This window comes from Fibrobacter sp. UWT3, assembly GCF_900230125.1.
Lineage (GTDB): Bacteria > Fibrobacterota > Fibrobacteria > Fibrobacterales > Fibrobacteraceae > Fibrobacter.
The window spans coordinates 1574935-1594615 of record NZ_OCSS01000001.1 but is presented as its reverse complement, the minus strand read 5'-3'; the positions used below and the strand labels follow the sequence as shown (position 1 = coordinate 1594615).

At 56.1% G+C, this 19681-nt stretch carries 10 protein-coding genes and 1 tRNA gene; 1 reads left to right on the top strand and 10 read right to left on the bottom strand.

The genetic code is table 11. The features are described 5' to 3' along the window. Nucleotides 1–138 precede the first annotated feature (138 nt). The 6 genes from CRO08_RS06900 to CRO08_RS06875 form a co-directional block, all read right to left on the bottom strand. Entirely contained in the window at nt 139–741 is a 603-nt protein-coding gene (locus CRO08_RS06900) for a 3-isopropylmalate dehydratase small subunit 2 (protein WP_072810665.1), read from the bottom strand. Nucleotides 742–760: 19 nt separating this feature from the next. Beyond that, the gene (gene leuC, locus CRO08_RS06895; protein ID WP_097035747.1) at nt 761–2170 is read right to left on the bottom strand and encodes a 3-isopropylmalate dehydratase large subunit; all 1410 of its coding nucleotides are present in this window, start codon (nt 2168–2170) and stop codon (nt 761–763) included. Between the two features lie 96 nt (nt 2171–2266). Then, nucleotides 2267–4621 (bottom strand): glycoside hydrolase family 5 protein, encoded by a 2355-nt coding sequence (locus CRO08_RS06890; RefSeq protein WP_097035566.1) that lies wholly within the window; start codon nt 4619–4621, stop codon nt 2267–2269. Between the two features lie 633 nt (nt 4622–5254). Then, entirely contained in the window at nt 5255–5674 is a 420-nt protein-coding gene (locus CRO08_RS06885; RefSeq protein ID WP_255252267.1) for a hypothetical protein, read from the bottom strand. Between the two features lie 243 nt (nt 5675–5917). After that, a complete protein-coding gene (locus CRO08_RS06880; protein ID WP_097035564.1) occupies nt 5918–7429 on the bottom strand; it encodes a M23 family metallopeptidase in 1512 nt (503 codons plus the stop codon). Nucleotides 7430–7435: 6 nt separating this feature from the next. Further along, entirely contained in the window at nt 7436–7855 is a 420-nt protein-coding gene (locus CRO08_RS06875) for a hypothetical protein (RefSeq protein WP_073113979.1), read from the bottom strand. A 398-nt stretch (nt 7856–8253) separates the two neighbouring features. Between CRO08_RS06875 and CRO08_RS06870 the strand changes: the two genes are divergently transcribed. Next, complete coding sequence (locus tag CRO08_RS06870; protein ID WP_255252266.1) at nt 8254–15600, top strand: tandem-95 repeat protein; 7347 nt, start codon at nt 8254–8256, stop codon at nt 15598–15600. A 208-nt stretch (nt 15601–15808) separates the two neighbouring features. Here CRO08_RS06870 and CRO08_RS06865 read toward each other — a convergent pair. The 4 genes from CRO08_RS06865 to CRO08_RS06850 all read right to left on the bottom strand — a co-directional run bounded on the left by CRO08_RS06865 (nt 15809) and on the right by CRO08_RS06850 (nt 19622). Further along, a tRNA-Asp gene (locus CRO08_RS06865) sits at nt 15809–15884 on the bottom strand. Between the two features lie 194 nt (nt 15885–16078). Next, complete coding sequence (locus CRO08_RS06860) at nt 16079–18364, bottom strand: HD family phosphohydrolase (protein WP_097035563.1); 2286 nt, start codon at nt 18362–18364, stop codon at nt 16079–16081. Next, nucleotides 18361–19275, bottom strand: coding sequence for a PhoH family protein (locus tag CRO08_RS06855; protein ID WP_097035562.1), 915 nt, complete (start codon nt 19273–19275; stop codon nt 18361–18363). The genes CRO08_RS06860 and CRO08_RS06855 overlap by 4 nt, the downstream gene beginning before the upstream one ends. A 41-nt stretch (nt 19276–19316) precedes the next feature. Beyond that, nucleotides 19317–19622, bottom strand: a complete 306-nt coding sequence (locus CRO08_RS06850) for a hypothetical protein (protein ID WP_097035561.1) — start codon at nt 19620–19622, stop codon at nt 19317–19319. Nucleotides 19623–19681: the final 59 nt, after the last annotated feature.

Below are 19681 nucleotides of genomic sequence, written 5' to 3'. Positions count from 1 at the left end.
GAAAATCGAAAAAGCATACTTCTCTGAATAAAACAAAAAACGTCCAGGCTTTTAACCTGGACGCTTTTGAATTGCTAATGTAGTGGGGTAGGAGATTCTTCACCCCTATTCGGGGTTCGCAATGACAATTCCTACAGACTACTTCAGAAAGTTCATATACGGCAGCTTGCTTGCGAGTTCCTGCACCTTGTCGGCGTTGGCCATGAGGGCGGAACGTGCGTGCCAGGAGCCGTCGAGGAACTGACCGCGGGGGCCGTCGGCGAGCGTCAGCTCGATGGTTTCGTCACCCATCTTGAGCGTACGGCTTTCGGTGCTGGTGACGAGTTCTTCGCTCGGGTGTGCTTCGATCCAGGCGAGGATCTTGTCAGCCACTTCGTGGCTCACCTTGTAGCAAGGCACGCCGATAGCGACGCAGTTACCGAAGAAGATTTCGGAGTAGCTTTCGGCGATGATGGCGCGGATGCCCCAGCGCTTGAGTGCCTGCGGAGCGTGTTCACGGCTGGATCCGCAACCGAAGTTCTGGTTCGAGACGAGAATGGAGCCGTTCTTGTAGGCCGGATCGCGGAACGGGTGGACCTTGCCTTGAGCGGCGAGGCCTGCGATATCGTCGGCAAAGGCGTTGTCGCCGAGGCCTTCGAACGTGACGCACTTGAGGAAGCGTGCCGGGATGATACGGTCAGTGTCGATGTCGTTGCCGCGTACAGGAACGCCGGAACCTTTAACAATGTCGATAGAATTCATTTTTTAAATCTCCTTAGCGTTACTTGATGTACTTGCGGACGTCGGTGACACAGCCTTCGATGGCGGCGGCGGCCACCATGGCGGGGCTCATGAGGATGGTGCGGCCCGTCGGGCTGCCCTGGCGACCCTTGAAGTTACGGTTGCTGGAGCTTGCGCTGACCTGGCGACCCTTGAGCTTATCCGGGTTCATGGCGAGGCAGAGCGAGCAGCCTGCTTCGCGCCATTCGGCACCGGCTTCCTTAAAGATCTTGTCGAGACCGAGAGCTTCGGCTTCCACCTTGATCTTCATGGAGCCCGGAACGACCCACATCTTCACGGTGGGGGCAACCTTGTGGCCCTTGATGATTTCGGCGGCGGCCTGCAAGTCGCTGAGGCGGCCGTTGGTGCAGCTACCCACGAAGGCGATGTCGATGGGGCGGCCAATCATCTTGGAACCTTCTTCCCAGCCCATGTATTCATAGGCTTCGGAGATGACCTTCTTTTCGCTGCCGGTAAATTCGTCGATCTTCGGCATGTTGCCGTTCAGCGGAATGGCCTGGGCCGGAGTGATACCCCAGGTGACCATCGGTTCGAGCTCGTCGCAGTTGATTTCGACTTCGTCGTCAAACTGGGCGTCGGCGTCGGTAGCCACGGACTTCCAGTAAGCGACGGCCTCGTCCCACTTGTCTGCCTTCGGGGCGTACGGACGGCCCTTGAGGTATTCGAACGTCTTTTCGTCGGGGTTGCAGTAACCGACGCGGGCGCCACCTTCGATAGCCATGTTGCAGACCGTCATGCGGCCTTCCATGCCCATTTCTTCGATGACCGGGCCTGCAAATTCGTAAGCGTAGCCAACGCCACCGTTCACGCCGAGCTTTGCGATGTAGGCGAGGGCCACGTCCTTGGCGGTCACACCCGGCTTGAGCTTGCCGGTGAACTTGATGCGGCGAGTCTTGAGCGGGCTCATGGCGAGCGTCTGGGTGGCGAGAACGTCGGCCACCTGGCTCGTGCCGATACCGAACGCGATAGCACCGAAGGCACCGTGCGTTGCCGTGTGCGAGTCACCGCAAGCGACGGTCATACCCGGCTGGGTCACGCCTTCTTCGGGGCCCACGATGTGGATCACGCCCTGTTCGCAGGTGCTGGGGCCAAAGAACTTGATGCCGTTGTTCTTGGTGTTGTTTTCAATATGGGAGAACATCTCTTCGGAAATGCCGTCCTTGAGCGGGCGGTTACGTTCCGGGAAGGTGGTCGGAATGATGTGGTCCACCGTGGCGAACGTGCGTTCCGGGAACAGAACCTTCTGGCCTTCTTCGCGGAGCTGCGCAAAAGCCTGCGGGCTCGTGACTTCGTGGCAGAGGTGGAGCCCGATAAAGAGCTGGCACTGGCCGCTCGGGAGCTTTGCTACCGTGTGGCTTTCAAAAATCTTCTGATAGAGTGATTTTCCCATAGTTTTGTCTCTTTTGAGTTTGATTATTGCGGGCACAAATATAGAAAAAAGGGGCTGCGCTGTCTTGCGCCGCCCCCGTCAATCCAAGGAGAAATCCTAGAGGTACTTCTTGAACACGTTCAGGAGGTTGCTGTTCCAGCTTCCCGAGTAGGCTTCAAAGCCGCCCACGCCCGTGAGTCCCCAGTAATGCCAGGACATGTCGTAGCTTTCTGCTGCCTTGATGGCCGCGTCGGTCCACTTTGCACGTTCTTCGCTCGTGGGGCCGTTGCCGCTGCATGTCGATACACCGAATTCACCCATGTTCATCGGGATGTGCCCGCCGTTAATGTCGGGGTAGTGCACGAGGGCGGAATCCACGTATGCCTTGAACTGGTTCGGCATCTTGGAAATGTCGCTATCCTTCAGCCTCGTTCCGCAGTCGTAACCGTGACCCTGATGCGTGAAGGAGAATGGTTCGTAGTAGTGGCCCGTGAAGATGATGTTGCCGTCGGCAGGGAGCTGCACGTTGGAAATCTGTGCGAACTTGGAATATCCGTTGCCTTCGAACATAATGGTCTTGCCCGGGGCGTTCTTGCGGATGACCTCGTAGGCGGACATCATCAGGTCGTCAACCTGCTTGTTCTTCATGTCGTGCGGTTCGTTCAAGATTTCGAGAACCACCTGGTCGTCGGCATAGGCGTTCATTGCCTTCGCCACCTGTTCCCACATGCCGAGGAAGCGCTTCTTCTCGTTCTCGTAGCCGCTCGGGTTCCTGTCGTAGTTGACGGCGTAGTTGTTCAGTTCTTCGTAATGGTGGAAGTTCACGATGACGACGAGGCCCTGAGCGAGAGCGAGGTCGATATCGGCCTTCACTCCAGAGAGTCGCCCGTTATCCAGCGTGTAGGGGGCGTTCTGTTCGGCGTCGTAGTTCCAGCGTACAGGAATGCGCACCGACTGGAAACCGGCATCCTTGATAATCTTGAAATATTCGTCCTTGATGCAGTTGCCCCAGCCGCAGTCGGCGCTAGAGCCCTTCTGGCCCTTGGATTCCCAGGCGTTACCGAGGTTGATGCCCGCACCGAGCTTCTTGTTCATGGCGCGGCCCTTGGAGTAGTCAACCGGAGTGGCGTTCAGTTTTTTCCAAGTGGAATTCTGGCATAGGGCATATCCGGATTCGTGCTTGACAACGCTTCCGTTGTTTGCGCTTGTGCACGCTCCGTTCGCCGCTGTAACGGCGATGTCCAGGAGTTCCGTGTCGCTTGCGTATTTCCAACTGGATTTCTTGCAGATAAATTTCTTTCCGTCCGCTTCCTTGACGGTACCTTCGAGTGCGTCGGTGCATTCGCCAAAGAGTGCGGTGCCTTCGCGGTTCTGGAGGGCCGATGCAGATGCAACGCGCCAGGTGGTGTCGGCACATACAAATGTATTGCCGTGGTATGCGCTAAGCTGGTTGCTGTTCTCGACAAGCTTCCCCTGGATGGTGGAGTCGCAAACGCCCAGACCGAATTCCTGGAACCAGAAGGTACGGAATTTCTGGTCGAAGCTCGGGAGGGCAGGGGAGATGTTCTCGAGGTAGTAGGAGAGTTCGTCCATCTTCTGCAGGTAGGCCCAGTCGGCAATCTTCGCGCGGATGGTGGCATCGTCCCAGGAGCCGTCCTTCTCGATGTCGGCGGCGACGTAATCGAGAACGGTCTGCATTTCGGCGGAGGCGTACTCGGACTGGAGCAGGAGAGACATGGCGAGCAGGTTTCCGTCTGCCTCGGTGGCGCCGAGCACGGAGAGGTTACGTGCAGAGACCGTGAAGTTCTTCATGTGGAAGGCCTTCAGCACTTCGCTTTCGGCCTTGCCCTGTGCTTCGGCGTAGCTCATGCCGTTTTCCTTCATGAGGTAGGCGATGCGCGGGGCCTCGAGGTGGGTCATCACGTTCACGTTGGCGGTCTCGCCGTCAATGGCGCGAATCAGGGATTTGAGTGTAATCGATGCGCTTACATCGCCCATGATGTCGTTGAGGAATGCGCCCGTAGCCTCGAGCATGGCGTACGATGTCATTCCGGTGTATTGCAAGGTGTATTTCCCGTAATCGTCTGCGACCTTGGCGGAAACGCTCTTGCCTGTGGGGGAGAGAGCATCATCAAGGAAGGTGAGTTTCACGTCGGAACCCGCCTTGAGGGGACCTTTTTCGCAAACGCCCGTGAGCGTTCCCGTGTAGCCGCCTTCGGGGGCGGGTTCATCGGGAGCGAGGAACGTGGTATCCTTGGCTTCGGGCACTTCGATAATTTGGCCGTCGCCAATATCGGGGTTGCTGGGAATAACGGTGCCATCGCCGATGTCGGGGTTGCCGGGGATATCGACGATAGGTTCGTCGACGGCGCTCGAATTGCTGGAGTCGTCGGAACAGGCAACAAGCGCGCTCATCGGGAGCAGTGCTGCAGAAAGGATTGCCGCGGGGAGTGAAAATTTGCGAATATTCATTGGTACCTCACTTACATTCAGAAAAATAGATTCAGAACCGCGCGAAAGGTGATTTTTAAGGGGATAAAACGTTTACTGCTGTTACCAATGTGTCGCGGCTCACACAATACGCCCGCGCGCTCATCGTCTGGGGTATTTAAACCTGCGTTTTTTCACGCGCTCTCGCCTCCGATGGCTCGTCAATACGAGCCACCTACGTCTCACAATATGCCCGCGCGCTCATCGTATGGGGTATTGAAACCTACGGTTTTTCACGCGCTCTCGCCTCCGATGGCTCGTCAATACGAGCCACCTACGTCTCACGATACGCCCGCGCGCTCATCGTCTGGGGTATTGAAAAGCTGTTTTTTTCATATTTAATCCCCAATTTCCCCTAAAAACGCTTTTTTGCGCGTGGTTAAACCGCGAGCGGCTTGCAGTGGGAGTGAGTGCTCGGTCTTCCCGTGAACGGAAAAGGCCCGTATCAACGGGCCTTTGCAGTGAGAGCGAGTGAGTAACCGGAGGTCTCGACTCCCGAAATGTCGAACGAGCGGTCTTCCCGTGAGCAACAAAGCCCCTGTTATTAAACAGGGGCGGTTGCGAGAGTGAGCGCATACCGGAGTAATTTAATACCCGAGTGTAGCGCGAACGGTCTTAGTTTGTCTGGAACTTGTACGCTTCGCGGTAGTAAGCCATCATCTCGTTGGTGCTACCGAAAGCCCTGCGGGCCGCATTGCCGACTTCACGGTCCTTTCTCAAGAGTTCGGTGATTTTCGTGTTCACGTCCTTGAAGAACAGGTCATTGCTTGCCATGTCGACATGGTTCTGCGTGTAGTTCATGTGGTAGCGGCGTTCCAGCATCTGGAAAAGTTCCGTCTGGCAGGCGTTAATGGGAGGATCCCTCTTGATGACGGGCATGTAGCAGGCCTGGATGTAATCCTGCTTCATTTCGACAATCATCTGGTCGATTGCAGGGATATCATGACGGGAGTCATGACTTGCAAGATCTGCCTTTGGGGTTTTGATGCCAGAGCAGCCGGCCAACAGTGCTGCTGCGAGAATGAGAGAGGCCACATATCCATATTTCATTTTTAATGTTTCTCCGTGTTGTTTTTCACGTATTTTCCCATTTCCCTAAACCATGGGTAAAGTTATTTAATTGTTGATTAGTTGGCGATAGTGAATTTGTAATTATTTCCTTACCAATGCCCCAAAACAGCAAAATAAAAGTTTAGTTGTGACACGTGTCACTCCGATTTTCGGAACGATTTGTGACGGTGCGCACAAATTGCTTTTTGGGGGGTGCTGAAACGCCTTTTAGGGAGTGTTCGGCTTGAACTTGTAGTACCACGCGATGGGGTCGATTACTTTGTACTTAACGTTGCCGATGCGGTTGTTCCCGCGCCTGTCAATCACGCCTGTAACCACGTGTGCGTGCGGCCCGGTGGTGTGTCCGGTCATGCCGACTGTCGCAATCGGGTCGCCCTGCATAACCTCTTGCCCGTCAAGATAAAGTAACTGGTCGCAGTGCATAAAGAGCATCACGTCCTTTTCGCGAACAAGCCCGATAACTACGCCGCCGCGCTCTTCCCTGCTGGTGTAAGCCTTCGCGGAGAACGGGGCCAGAATGCGTGCGCCCTTGCGCGATGCGAGGTCGATGCCGTTGTGCTTTCGCCCGCCGATTCCTCGCTCGTTATAGAACTCGGTTATGTAGGCGATGCTATCGGAGAGAATGGAGGTCCAGTACTTCCATGCGGCGCCTATGGAATCGGCTGCGGTCTTGCCCAGGTTGTCGGGGCGCGAGAACTTGATGACCGTCCCTTGCGGCGGCACGGCGAGCGCGTTCGATTCCCAGCCCTGGCCCTTGTAGCCGTTTTCACTTATCGTTTCTTCTAGGTACTGGCGAATCATCTTGTCGTCCGAAATCACTGCGTTGAATCGCCCGATGGCGTAGCGTGCGATGCGCCTCAGGTTTTCCTTCCCGTCGAACGTGTAGTCGAACGAGGGGGCGACCGAGAGCTTGTTCCTTTCGGGAATGCGGTCGCGCATGTTGGAATGCGTGGTCTCGATGCTCGTGGGGTAGATGAACGGCACGAGGAGCGCCACCAGCAGGAACAGCGGGAAGAGGTTGCGGAACAGCCTCGAGAGCCCTTCCATCGGGTTCTTCTTGAGGATTTCTTCCTTCGAAATCCACTGCACGCATTCGGCGAGCGCTTCGCCCGCACCTTCGATGCCGCCCTTGACCTTCTTGCGGATATCCTTGCTCGAGCCCTTCCTGATGGCCTTTACGCACTTGGGGAAGCGCTTCTTTTCGGGCATTTTTTCGAGGAGCCACAGGATGTTCTTCTTGCGAAGTGGCGCGCTGTCCTCGATAAACGCTGCCGCCTCGTCGGTACTGTTGCCGCCCACGAGCACGATTTTTGCGATGTCGAGAATCTTTTCGTCGAGGGCGGTGGGGTCGTCGCCCGGGAGGATTCCGACCGTGTGCGGCACCATCTTCTTGATGAGCTGCAGGTTGTGGTAGAACGTGCGGAAGTGTTCTTCGGTTATGTCGAGCGTGCCGAAGCCCGCGAACACGAGCCCCGCCTGCTTTGCGCCTTCGAGCGATTGCAGCTCGTCGTTGTTTAGAATTCGCGTGAAGAGGTCCTTCAGCGGGATTCCCGTATTGCCCTCGCGTTTTTGCGAGAAGTCGAATACTACAAAAGACGCGCCAGCGTTAAGTGCCAGCGCGAATTTTTCTAAGGCCTCGCAGGGTGCCGGGCTTCCTGGGAAAACCGCGAACACCAGTTCGCCTTGAGCATACAGGTAGTCAAGAACCTGACGCTGCATGCGCGATTAGACCTTGGCTGCTCCTCTCGGGCCCCTCGGGTAAGAGAATCCGGAAGGGGGAGCGGCGACGAACTTGTCTACCTGCATGTAGAGTTCCTCGGGGCTTGCGGAGGGGTTGAAGTAGATTTCCTGGTTCCTGTTCTGGCTACGGCCCTTGAGGGGTTCGCCGCGACGGCCGCGGGAAACGACGCCGAGCGGGAGCACTTCGAGCATCGGGAGCAGGCCGAAGTAGCGGAAAAGGCTGAAGTTCTTCTGCCAGGTGGCGCGTTCGGCGAGAATGGCGAAGGTGCCTTCCATGACGGACTTGGACTGCAGCAGGTCATCGGAGGTCATGGTGACGAGTTCGTGGTTCGTCGGGAAGTTGTTGACGAAGTTGACGAGGTCGCCCTTGAGGTAGTTGGCGTCGCAGAGGAATACGAATTTCATAGTTTGTCCTGGATTGATTTATTTGTTTTTTACAAAAATAAATTTTTGGTCCTTTTCTGTCACGTTCAAAAAGGTACGAATCGTGAATTTTCGGAACTTTTTGTTCCGCTTTTATGTAAACTTTTTGTAAAAACACGAAGTTTGCGTTTTTCTGTCATTTTTCTGCGTTTTGCCGTTTATTCCAACTTGGAACATTCCACGTGTTTATTGCGCTAAGTCGTTGACAGTCAACGACTTACGTGTTATTTTAGCCGCGAACCCGTTGAAAAATGCCGTTTTTTTGCGAAAAAAGGCGATTTTTTGTGAAATAAATACATTATATTTGGACTCCGAGATCATATTATGATTTACAAGCGTCATTTGGAGATGCTTGTGGTATGTTTAATGGGAGATAGTAAATGAAGAAAAGAATGAATTGGCCTGTAACTGCGCTTTTGGCATCGGCTGGAGTGTTAGCCTCTGTCGTTATCGCGCAGGAAAATTCCGATAGTGCTCCGGCGGTAGAGAACAACGCTCCGTCGGTGAACGGGATTCCTGGCGAATCTATTAACGAGGGTGGCAAGTTCGCGCCGATCAAGCTCGACAACTATGTGTCCGACGATATGGACAAGCCGGACAAGATCAAATGGAGCGTGTCGGGCAACAAGAGCATCAAGGTCAATATCTCGAACGACCGCGTGGCTACGCTGCAGGTGCCCGACCAGTACTGGAACGGTTCCGAAGACATTACCTTCGAGGCGAAGGATACCAAGGGTGCCGTTGGCTCCGAGACGGTGAACTTCACTGTCGAGTCCGTGAACAACCCGCCCGTAATGAAGGACATTCCCGACCAGACCGTCGACGAAGGCAAGCAGTTCACCAAGATCAAGCTCGATGACTTCGTGACCGACCCGGACCACCCGAAGGACCAGATTTTGTGGGAATTCGACATCCAACCGGCGGGCAAGGACCAGGCAGACGGCGACCTCAACGTGGAAATCGACCCGAAGCGCGTTGCGACCATCGTGATACCCGATACCAACTGGTACGGTGCAGCGAAGATTACGTTTACCGCGACTGACGGCGAGTATGCGAGCGACAAGAAGACGGCCCTCTTTACGGTGAAGCCGATTAACGACGCGCCGGTACTCCAGAAGATTCCTGACCAGACCATCGAAGAGAAGAACGAATTCGAGTCTATCTCCCTGACCGATTTCGTGAGCGATGTCGATGACGACGTCTCGAAGATCAAGTGGACCATCGCTGGCAACAAGGACCTCAAGTTCGATATCGACAAGTACGGTACGGCGAACATCAAGATCCCGAACGAGTTCTGGAATGGTTCCGAAACCGTTACCTTTACGGCGACCGACCCCGCCGGTGCGGCCGTGAGCACGAAGGCCACCTTCACGGTGAAATCCGTCAACGACCCGCCGGAGTTCACGAAGGACGTGCCTGAACAGACCATCGAAGAAAAGCAGGAATTCAAGCCAATCGAGCTTTCCCAGCTCGTGAAGGACCCGGACCACAAGATGGAACAGCTCAAGTGGGAAGTTACCGGTAACAAGGACCTGAAGGTCAAGGTTGCCGGCGGCGTTGCCACGATTGCAATCCCGAACAAGTTCTGGAACGGTTCCGAATCCCTCAAGTTCAAGGTTTGCGACCCGGCTAACGCCTGTGCCGAATCCGAGGCGACCTTCACGGTGAACTCCGTGAATGACAAGCCGGAATTCACGAAGACCATCCCGAACCAGACCATCGACGAAAAGAAGCAGTTCCAGAAGATCAAGCTCGACGAATACGTGAAGGACGCCGACCACAAGAATTCTGAACTCTCCTGGGATGTGGACGTGAAGCACCAGGGCAAGGAACCGCAGTCCGGCACACTCAACGTGAACATCGACGAGAGCCGCGTGGCCTCCATCGAGATTCCGGATACCTACTGGAACGGTACCGCCATCGCGACCTTCACCTGCACTGACCCGGAAGGCGCTTCCATCAAGCAGGCTGTTACGCTCACTGTTAATTCTATAAACGACAAGCCGGTGTTCACGAAGATTCCGGACCAGGAAGTCGAGGAAAAGAGCGAACTTTCCTCCATCGTGCTTGACGAATACCTCTCTGACCCGGACCACGACATCTCCAAGCTGAAGGTCGAGGTTTCCGGCAACAAGGATATCAAGGTCAACATCAACCAGAAGACCCGCGAGGTCACGTTCAAGACCCCGAACGAACTCTGGAATGGTTCCGAGACTATCACGTTTACTGCGACCGACCCGGATGGGGGAGTCGCGAAGACCTCGATGAAGCTTTCCGTGAAGTCCATCAACGACCCGCCGGTCATGAAGGATATCCCGGAACAGACCGTGAAGGAAAAGCAGGAATTCAAGCCTGTTGAACTCGACAAGTACGTGGACGACCTCGACCACGCCAAGGAAAAACTCAAGTGGACCATCACGGGCAACCGCGAACTCAAGGTGTCTGTGGATGGCAACCGCGTGATGAAGGTTACTCCGCCGAGCCCGCAGTGGAACGGCTCCGAGACGCTCACCATCAAGGTGACCGACCCGGAAGGCGCTACCGACGAACGCTCTGTGGCCTACACGGTGGAATCCGTGAACGACGTGCCTGAATTCGTAAAGCAGGTGAATCCGCAGACCATCAAGGAAAAGGAACAGTTCCAGCCCATCAAGCTCGGCGAGATGGTGCGCGATATGGATAACAAGGCCTCCGAACTGACCTGGAGCGTGGAAGTGAAGCCCGCTGCCGGTTCCAAGAAGAAGGAAGCCGGCTTGAATGTGGAAATCGATGCCCAGCAGGTTGCAAAGATTATTATCCCGAACAAGTTCTGGAACGGTGCCGAAGAAATCACCTTCACCGTGACGGACCCGGAAGGCGCCAAGGCTACGTCTAAGGCCGTGTTCACCGTGACCTCCGTGAACGACGTGCCGGTGCTCAAGAAGATTCCGGACCAGATGATCGACGAAAAGCAGCAGTTCAATTCCGTGAACCTTGCTGAACTTGCTAGCGATGCCGACCACGACTTCAAGGACCTGAAGTGGACCGTTGCCGGCAACAAGCAGTTGAAGATTGATATCGACAAGGCCGGTGTCGCTACCATCAAGACGCCGAGCCCGATGTGGAACGGCTCTGAAAAGGTGACCTTCACCGTGACCGACCCGGAAGGCGCCTCTGCCAAGACCGACGCCGTGTTCACCGTGAAGTCCATCAACGACGTGCCGGTGATGAAGGATATCCCGAGCCAGAAGATCAAGGAGAAGGAACAGTTCAAGACCATCGCCCTCGACGACTTCGTGAAGGACGAGGACCACGACAACTCCAAGCTCAAGTGGACGTTCTCTGGCAACAAGGATTTGAAGGTCCAGATGGACAGCAAGCGCGTGGTGACCGTTACCGCCCCGAACAAGTTCTGGCATGGCGAAGAGACGGTCACGTTCACCGTTACTGACCCGGAAGGCGCATCTGATTCCCGCAAGGTCAAGTTCACCGTGGAATCTGTGAACGACCTGCCGGTGTTCACGAAGCCCATCAAGGACCAGACCATTCCTGAAAAGCGTGAATTCGCGATTATCAACCTCGCTGACATCGTGAGCGATCCGGACCACAAGCCCGAACAGCTCACCTGGAGCTTCGACGTGAAGGCCGCCAAGGGTGCTCCGAAGGGTTACACCCCGAAGCTCTCCGTGAAGGTCGAGAACCGCATGGCTCGCATCGTGATTCCGGACAAGAACTGGAACGGTGCTGAAGAGATTACGTTCAAGGTGGAAGACCCGGAAGGCGGCAAGGCTACCTGCACCGCACTCTTTACCGTGACCTCCGTGAACGATGCTCCGACCATCGGCAAGATTGATGACCAGACCATCGAAGAGAAGCAGGAATTCGCTCCGATTGACCTCGCTTCCATCATCAAGGACCCGGACCATCCGTTCGAGAAGCTGAAGATTGAAGTGACCGGCACCAAGGAACTGAAGATTGATATTGCCAAGGATGGCAAGGCTACCATCAAGACCCCGAACAAGATGTGGAACGGTACCGAGAAGGTTACCTTCGCCGTGAGCGACCCGGAAGGCGCTACCGCCAAGACTCAGGTGACCTTTACCGTGAAGTCCATCAACGACGTGCCGGTGATGAAGGATATCGCTGACCAGACCATCAAGGAAAAGGGCCAGTTCAAGCCTATCGAACTCGACAACTTTGTGGAAGACCTCGACCACCCGAAGAACAAGCTCAAGTGGAAGATCGAAGGTGCAAAGGAACTCAAGGTGCAGATGGATGGCAGCCACAAGGTGACCGTCACTCAGCCGAACCCGAACTGGCACGGTACCGAGAAGGTCAAGTTCACTGTGACCGACCCGGAAGGTGCAACCGACAGCCGTACCGTTACCTTCACAGTGGAATCCGTGAACGATGCTCCTGAATTCGTGCGCGAACTCAAGGACCAGTCCATTGACGAGAAGAAGCAGTTCCAGCCCATCAAGCTGGCTGACCTCGTGAAGGACCCGGACCACAAGACTTCCGAACTCAAGTGGAGTTTCGACGTGAAGCCCGCGAAGGCTGGCGGTGCCGAGAAGGCTGCCCCGAAGAAGGGCAAGAAGCCGGCCGAAGAAAAGGCTCCTGCTGGCGAAACCCTGAAGGTCAAGGTGGATGGCAACCAGGTTGCAACCATCGAAATTCCGAACAAGTACTGGAATGGTGCCGCGAACATCACGTTCACCGCGACCGACCCAGAAGGTGCAAAGGTCTCGAAGACCGCTCACTTCGAAGTTCGTTCCATCAACGACCCGCCGAAGATTTCGGACAAGGCTCCGCAGGGTGAAACCATCCGCGAAGGCGGCCGCTTCAAGACGATTGACCTCGCAAGCCTCGCGCATGACCCGGACCACCCGGCTTCTAGCCTCAAGTGGACCGTCTCGGGCAACAAGCAGCTGAAGGTCGACATCCGCAAGGACAATACTGTTCTCGTGTCCGTGCCCGACCCGCAGTGGTCTGGCCGCGAGATGCTCACCTTCACGGTCACCGACCCCGAAGGCGCATCTGCCAACCACAAGATGACCTTCGAAGTGACCCGCGTGAACGACCCGCCGACGCTCGTGAAGAAGATTCCTGACCAGAAGATCAAGGAAAAGGAACAGTTCAAGCAGATCAAGCTTGATGAATACGTGAAGGACCCGGATAACAAGCCGAATGAACTCTCCTGGAGCATCTCCGGTAACAAGAAACTCAAGGCCGAAATTTCCTCGAGCCGTATCCTCACGGTTTCCGCTCCGGATAAGTACTTCTGGTGCGCACCCGAGACGATGGTGCTTATCGTGAAGGATCCGGACGGCGCAGAAACGTCGCAGACGGTGACCTTCGAGATTACCTCCGTGAACGACGCTCCGGAAATGAAGGACATTCCGGGACAGAAGATCAAGGAGAAGGGCCAGTTCAAGGAAATCGACCTGAACAAGTTCGTGAAGGACCCGGACCACAAGCCTGAACAGCTCACCTGGACGGCTACGGTCGCCAAGGCCGGTGGTGCTGCTCCTGCTCCGAAGAAGCAAGAGAAGAAGAAGCCCGCTAAGAAGGGCAAGAAGGGCGCCAAGGAAGAGAAGGAAGAAGAAGCCGCTCCGGCTCCGGCCCCGGCTGACGACTTCCAGGTGGAAATCGACAACAGGAACATTGCCCGCATCAAGATTGCCGACCAGTACTGGCATGGCGAACGCAATGTGACCTTCACCGTGACGGACCCGGAAGGCGCGAAGGCCTCGAAGACTGCAACCTTCACGGTGGAATCCGTGAACGACGCTCCGGTAATCAAGCCGATTCCTATCCAGTCTATCCAGGAGAAGGAACACTTCAAGCCGATCGAACTCTCGCAGTTTGTGTCTGATCCGGACCATGCCTTCGGTGCCCTCAAGTTCGAGGTGGGCGCAACCCGCTCTCTGAAGGCCTCCGTGAATAGCAAGAAGGAACTCGTGGTCACGACTCCGGACAAGTTCTGGAGCGGTACCGAGAAGGTGAAGGTCGATGTGATTGACCCGGAAGGCGCGAAGGCATCCGTGCAGATTACCTTCGAGGTGACTCCGGTGAACGACCCGCCGGTCGTGCATGCCATCCCGAGCCAGAAAATCAAGGAAAAGGAAAAGTTCGATCCGGTCGACCTCTCGAAGGCCGCTACCGACCCGGACAACAAGCCTGCCGAACTCCGCTGGTCTGTTTCGGGCAACAAGGACCTGAAGGTTGATATCAAGGGCAGCCGCGCCATGGTGGTGACCCCGAACCCGAACTGGTTCGGCAAGGAAACCCTCACGTTCACCGTGAAGGACCCGTCTGGTGCTAGCGCTTCCAAGACCGCCACCTTCGAGGTGACTCCGGTCAACGACCCGCCGACCCTCAAGCCGGTGCAGCCGTTCGTTATCGAAGAAAAGAAGCAGTTCCAGCCGTTCGACTTCAGCAAGGTGGTGAACGACCCGGATAACAAGCTCAGCGAACTCAAGTGGACGCTCGATAACGACAAGCCGGGTGCAAAGGAAGCCCCTGCCAAGAAGGGCAAGAAGGGCAAGCATGCCGAACCCGAGGCCGCTCCTGTGAAGCATGAACTCATCTTCAACATCAGCGACAAGGGCGTGTTGACCTGCGAAACCCCGAACAAGTACTGGTACGGTACTGAAACCGTGACGGTGAACGTGTTCGACCCGTCGGGCGAGAAGGCCTCCGTGAACGTGAAGTACACGGTGAAGCCGGTGAACGACCCGCCGGTCGTGAAGGAAATCCCGGGCCAGGAAACGCTCGAAGGCAAGTCCTTCAAGGCTATCAAGCTTGACCAGTACGTGACTGATCCCGACCACAAGCCGCACGAAATCAAGTGGAAGGTGACGGGTGCCAAGATGCTCGACGTGATGATTTCCGGTGGCCGTGAAGCCGTCGTGAAGCCCAAGAAGCAGGATTGGTTCGGCGAAGAAACGCTCGTGTTCATGGCCCAGGACCCGTCCGGCGGCATGGACAAGACCGTGGTGAAGTTCGTGGTGAAGCACGTGAACGCCGCTCCGGTGATGCGCGATATGCCCGATTACACCATTAAGGAAGACGACAACCACGGTGTGCTCGCGGTTATCAAGACCGATCAGTACGCCCGCGACAAGGACCACAGGCCTGAAGAGCTCAAGTGGAGCTGGACCGGCAACAAGTTCCTTGACGTGAAGCACGACAAGTTCAAGAGGACGATTACGGTTGCCCAGCCGCACGAAAACTGGAACGGCAAGCCGGAACGCATCACCTTCACGGTCACTGACCCCGAAGGCGCGAAGGCCTCGAAGACCGCCACATTCACGGTGATTGCGGTGAACGACCCGCCGGTTGCGAAGTCCCAGACGTACATGACCCAGGAAGGCGAAGTGCTCAAGGTGCCCGCTTCTGAAGGCCTGTTCGCCGGCGTGCTTGACCCGGATGGCGAAAAGCCCGTGTCTGCCCAGTTGGTGCAGCGCCCGCGCAACGGTAAGATCGACCTGAACGAACGTGACGGTAGCTTTACCTACACGCCGAACAAGGGTTTCTCCGGCCTCGACGAGTTCACCTTCAAGGTGAAGGACCCGGGTGGAGTATACTCGAAGGTCGAAACCGCCGAAATCAACGTGACCTTCAAGATGAAGGACCTGCGCGGTGGCGAGAAGAAGCCGGCTCCGAAGGCTGAAGAACCGAAGAAGGAAGACGAAAAGCCTGCCAAGGAAGACAAGAAGGGCAAGAAGAAAAAGAAGAAAAGGTAGTTCCTAGGCAGTAATGCAAATTTGAAACCCGCGCTCCATGGCGCGGGTTTTCTGTATCTGGAGAACTTGTATATTGGAAATACTTTGCGGTGCTCGAGTGTGGTTGGAACGTGCACGCGGTTGCATATCAATATGCGGAGCACGAACGGATTGCTGCGTAGGAGTGGGGGATAAACGAAAAAGCCCTCTCAGTGAGAGGGTTTTATCGCGGGATAGACGAGGCTTGAACTCGCAACCTCCGGCGTGACAGGCCGGTGCTCTAACCAAAATTGAGCTACCACCCCAGAGTGGTTTTGACCGATAAATCAGTCAACGAGCCAAATATACAAATGATATTGCTTCTTGTCAAGTAGAAAAAGCCCTTTTTTCTCTTTTTTTCAAAAAAAATCTCCGCTTTTTGACAAGTTCAGGTCTGGATCCTTCGCCCTGTCGTCCTAATGGTCTCCAGGGTTCAGGATGACACTGTCTAACGACAGTGTCACTTCTGGCCGGGGTACTTGACACGCGTATGGAACGTGCCGTCCAGGCTGTGCAGGAATTCCTTTTCGAGCTTGAAGAGTTCCCTGATGGAGAGGTCGCACTCGCTGAACTGCCCCTCGTCGAACCTGCCGTGGATGGTCTTGTGGATCATGTCGGCAATGGCCTCTGGGCTCTGGTCGGTCATGGAGCGGCTTGTCGCCTCGATGATGTCGGCGAGCATGAGGATTGCCGTTTCCTTGGTCTGCGGCTTGGGCCCGTTGTAGCGGAACTTGGATTCGTCGACGGTCTTGCTTTCGGCCTTGGCCTGTTCGACAGCCTTGTAGTAGAAGTACTGTATGAGCGTTGTACCGTGGTGTTCGCGTATGCCCGCGGTAACGATGTCGGGCAGCTTGTATTCCTTCGCGAGCATCGCGCCGTTTTCCACGTGCCCGACGATGATGGAGGCTGAGTATTCTGGCCTGTTGTCGTCGTGCGGGTTGATTCCCTGCTTCTGGTTTTCGGTAAAGTACTCGGGGCGCGTCGTCTTGCCTATATCGTGATAGAGCGCCATGACGCGCACCAGGAGCGCGTCGGCGCCGATGCTTTCGGCAACCTTCTCGGCGAGGTTAGAAACCTGGATGCTGTGGTGGAACGTGCCCGGCGCAAGTTCGGAGATGCGCTTGAGCGCAGGCCTGTTGAAGTCGGACATTTCCATGAGCGTGAGGACGGTGGTGATGCCGAAGATGCGCTCGATAAGGTGGATAAAGAACACGGAGGCGATTGCCGTGCAAATCATGATGTTCACGGAGCCCGCGATAAGCGTCTGGTAGAAGGGGATGACACCCATGCGGTTACGCAGCAGGAACATGACGCATATTGCGCCTGCAAGCCCCACGATACCCGCGATGATGGACCAGATGAACTGGATGCGGTAACGGATGCGTATGAGCGGGAAGGTGAGGATGGAAAGCACGCAGAACACGGCGACCATCGCGGCGAGGTCGTAGCCGTTCAGGATGCCGAAGATGATGGACGAGAAAGCACTGAAGGCGATACCCACGCGCTGTTCGTAAAGCACCATCGCGATGACGGGCGTGAGGGCGAACGGGTACATCCACATGAAGTCGATGCCTTCGGGGAGCGGCATCATTTCGAGCTTGTTGAGGTTGCCCGAGAAGTTGTGCATGAGCCAGTAGACGGCGAGCTGGAGGGCGATGAGCGCCATGAGGCTCCAGAGTTGGCGCGGGGTGCGCAGCGACTTGGTGGCCGTGGAGAACGCGAAGAAGCAGAACAGCACGGTAATGATGATGAAGAATACGAGCATCTGGCCATAGGGGGCCGTAAGTGTGCGTGCGTTTTCTTCTTTCTGCTGGGCCTGCTGGAACGCCTCGAGCTTTTCGAGGACTTCCTTGGTGACGGGGGTGCCCTGCGCGACGATTTCGACTCCGCGCGGGACCATGCCCTTGATGAGCGTGACCTTGTTGCGGGCCTCCTGTTTGCGGGCGAGCGTCTCCTTTTCGAGGTAGAACACGTTGGGGAGCGTAAACACGTACAAGACTTCGTAGAATGCGCTCTGTAGGCCCTGTTCGGTGGGGAAGGCGCGCTGCAGCTGGCTGAACGCCTCTTCGATGCGGCGCTGGATGGGCTGGATTTCGCTCACTTCGAGCGTGTTCTCTTCACTGTCCTTGATGAGCGATACCGTGGGCTTGTTGTAGATGAGCGCCTTCGTGTTCTGCAGGTTGTAGTTGTTGCTGAAAAGTTGGACTTCGGTTTCGGTCTTTGCGATGAGCGTGTTGGAAACGCCCTTCTCGAGCATGCGGTTGAATATGGCGAGGAGCGAGTCGCGCGCCTTCGAGTTCTGGCTGAGCGGGCGGATCGCGGTGACGGACACGCGCTGCTTGAGGGTCTCGTAGATGCGGCTAGCCTGCTGCACCTTCCTCTGCAGGGAGTCTCCGTTCTCGCTGTTTGCGCCGTTCGCGCTAATCTGGGCCTGCAGGTTGCCGTACTGGGCGAGCTTCTGCAGGTACTGCTTGAGGTCTTCGCTGATGCGGTTCGTCTCGTCGGTGTTGTACCCGAAGATGGCGCTCACCTTCTCTTCGGCGCGCTGGCGCTCGGCTTCGATTTCCTGCTTGGACTTGGGAATGTCGAACTTGAGCGTCGAGACGATGGTGCGCGTGCTCAGCTGGCCGAGGTGCGGGTGTTCTGCCTGCAGGGCGATGTTCTTGTCGGGGAAAAGGAAGATGGCGAGCGCCGTTATGAGCACCCACCCGATAACGAGGTGTAACCGTTTCTGCTTCTTTTTCATTTTCTCTTTTCCTTTTGTTCGTAGGCGAGGAGAATGTCTTTCACGAGCGGGTGGCGCAGCACGTCGGTCGCGCCAAAGGTAATCTGCGCGATTCCGTGTATGCCCGAAAGTATGCGCATGGCGTGCTTGAGGCCGGATTCTTCGCCCTTCGCGAGGTCGACCTGCGAGGTGTCGCCCGTTATGATTGCCTTGCTGTGCGGCCCGAGGCGTGTGAGGAACATCTTCATCTGCGCGACGGTCGTGTTCTGCGCCTCGTCGAGGATGATGAAGGCCCGCTTGAGCGTGCGCCCGCGCATGTAGGCGAGCGGGGCCACTTCGATTGCGCCAGATTCCTCGTAGCGGCGGAGTTTTTCTGCCGGCAGGAGTTCGGAGAGGCTGTCCTGGATGGGGCGGAGGTAGGGGGCGATCTTTTCCTTGAGGTCGCCGGGCAGGAATCCGAGGGTTTCACCCGCCTCGACTGCCGGGCGGACCAGGCAGATGCGTTCGGCTTCGCGGTTCTCGAGGCTTGCGACAGCGAGCGCCACGGCGAGGAACGTCTTGCCGGTACCGGCGGGCCCCTTCGCGAAGATGACGTCGTTTTTCGCGACCGCCTTCACCAGTTCGACCTGCGAGCGGGTCTTGGGTGCAATCGCGACACCGAACCGGTTGCGGATGATGGGTTCGGTCGGGATGCCGTCCAGTTCGTGCACGTTCTGGGGCTGGGGGCCGCCTAAGAGGCGCTCCACCTCGGCTGCGGTATGGATATCTCCGTTGCGTGCGCTCACCTTGAGCTGGTCGAGAACGGCAAATAGGCCCTGGATATCGGCATCTTTGCCTTCGACAACGGTGAGCCCGGGAAGCCTGCTCTGTATTTCAACGCAAAAACGGCTCTCCAGTAACCGGAAAACCGCTTCGTTTTCACCTGAAATCATTCGCTTCAGGTTATCTGATATGGAATAATGTTCCAAGTTGCCTACTCGGCGTCGGGACGTTCCACAGGAATACCGAGCTTGTTCTTGGCGTCGAAGATTTCCTTGCGGAGCTTATGGTTTTCTTCGGTAGCGGCCATGGCTTCGTCTTCGGTCTTCTTCAGCTTGTTTTCGTCAATGACTTCCTTGGGGGCTGCAGCCTTCTTGCTGCTGCCGCCTTCGACTGCGGCGGCATCGTCACCGTCATCGTAGCTGCTATCGTCGCTACCACCGGAAGAACCGGCACAGGCGGTCAAGAGTGCAAAAGAAAGAGAGGCAAGGATAAGTTTCCATTTTTTTGTAAGAGACATTTGTTCAGGCTCCATTCTAGTCTGTGATGCCTAAAATGTATATAATTTATGGAGAAAAA

Bases quoted from the DNA above. Each gene is read 5' to 3' on its own strand.
- CRO08_RS06900 (WP_072810665.1), bottom strand. From the start codon at position 741: ATGAATTCTATCGACATTGTTAAAGGTTCCGGCGTTCCTGTACGCGGC.
- CRO08_RS06875 (WP_073113979.1), bottom strand. From the start codon at position 7,855: ATGAAATTCGTATTCCTCTGCGACGCCAACTACCTCAAGGGCGACCTC.
- CRO08_RS06880 (WP_097035564.1), bottom strand. From the start codon at position 7,429: ATGCAGCGTCAGGTTCTTGACTACCTGTATGCTCAAGGCGAACTGGTG.
- CRO08_RS06870 (WP_255252266.1), top strand. From the start codon at position 8,254: ATGAAGAAAAGAATGAATTGGCCTGTAACTGCGCTTTTGGCATCGGCT.
- leuC (WP_097035747.1), bottom strand. From the start codon at position 2,170: ATGGGAAAATCACTCTATCAGAAGATTTTTGAAAGCCACACGGTAGCA.
- CRO08_RS06855 (WP_097035562.1), bottom strand. From the start codon at position 19,275: ATGATTTCAGGTGAAAACGAAGCGGTTTTCCGGTTACTGGAGAGCCGT.
- CRO08_RS06890 (WP_097035566.1), bottom strand. From the start codon at position 4,621: ATGAATATTCGCAAATTTTCACTCCCCGCGGCAATCCTTTCTGCAGCA.
- CRO08_RS06850 (WP_097035561.1), bottom strand. From the start codon at position 19,622: ATGTCTCTTACAAAAAAATGGAAACTTATCCTTGCCTCTCTTTCTTTT.
- CRO08_RS06860 (WP_097035563.1), bottom strand. From the start codon at position 18,364: ATGAAAAAGAAGCAGAAACGGTTACACCTCGTTATCGGGTGGGTGCTC.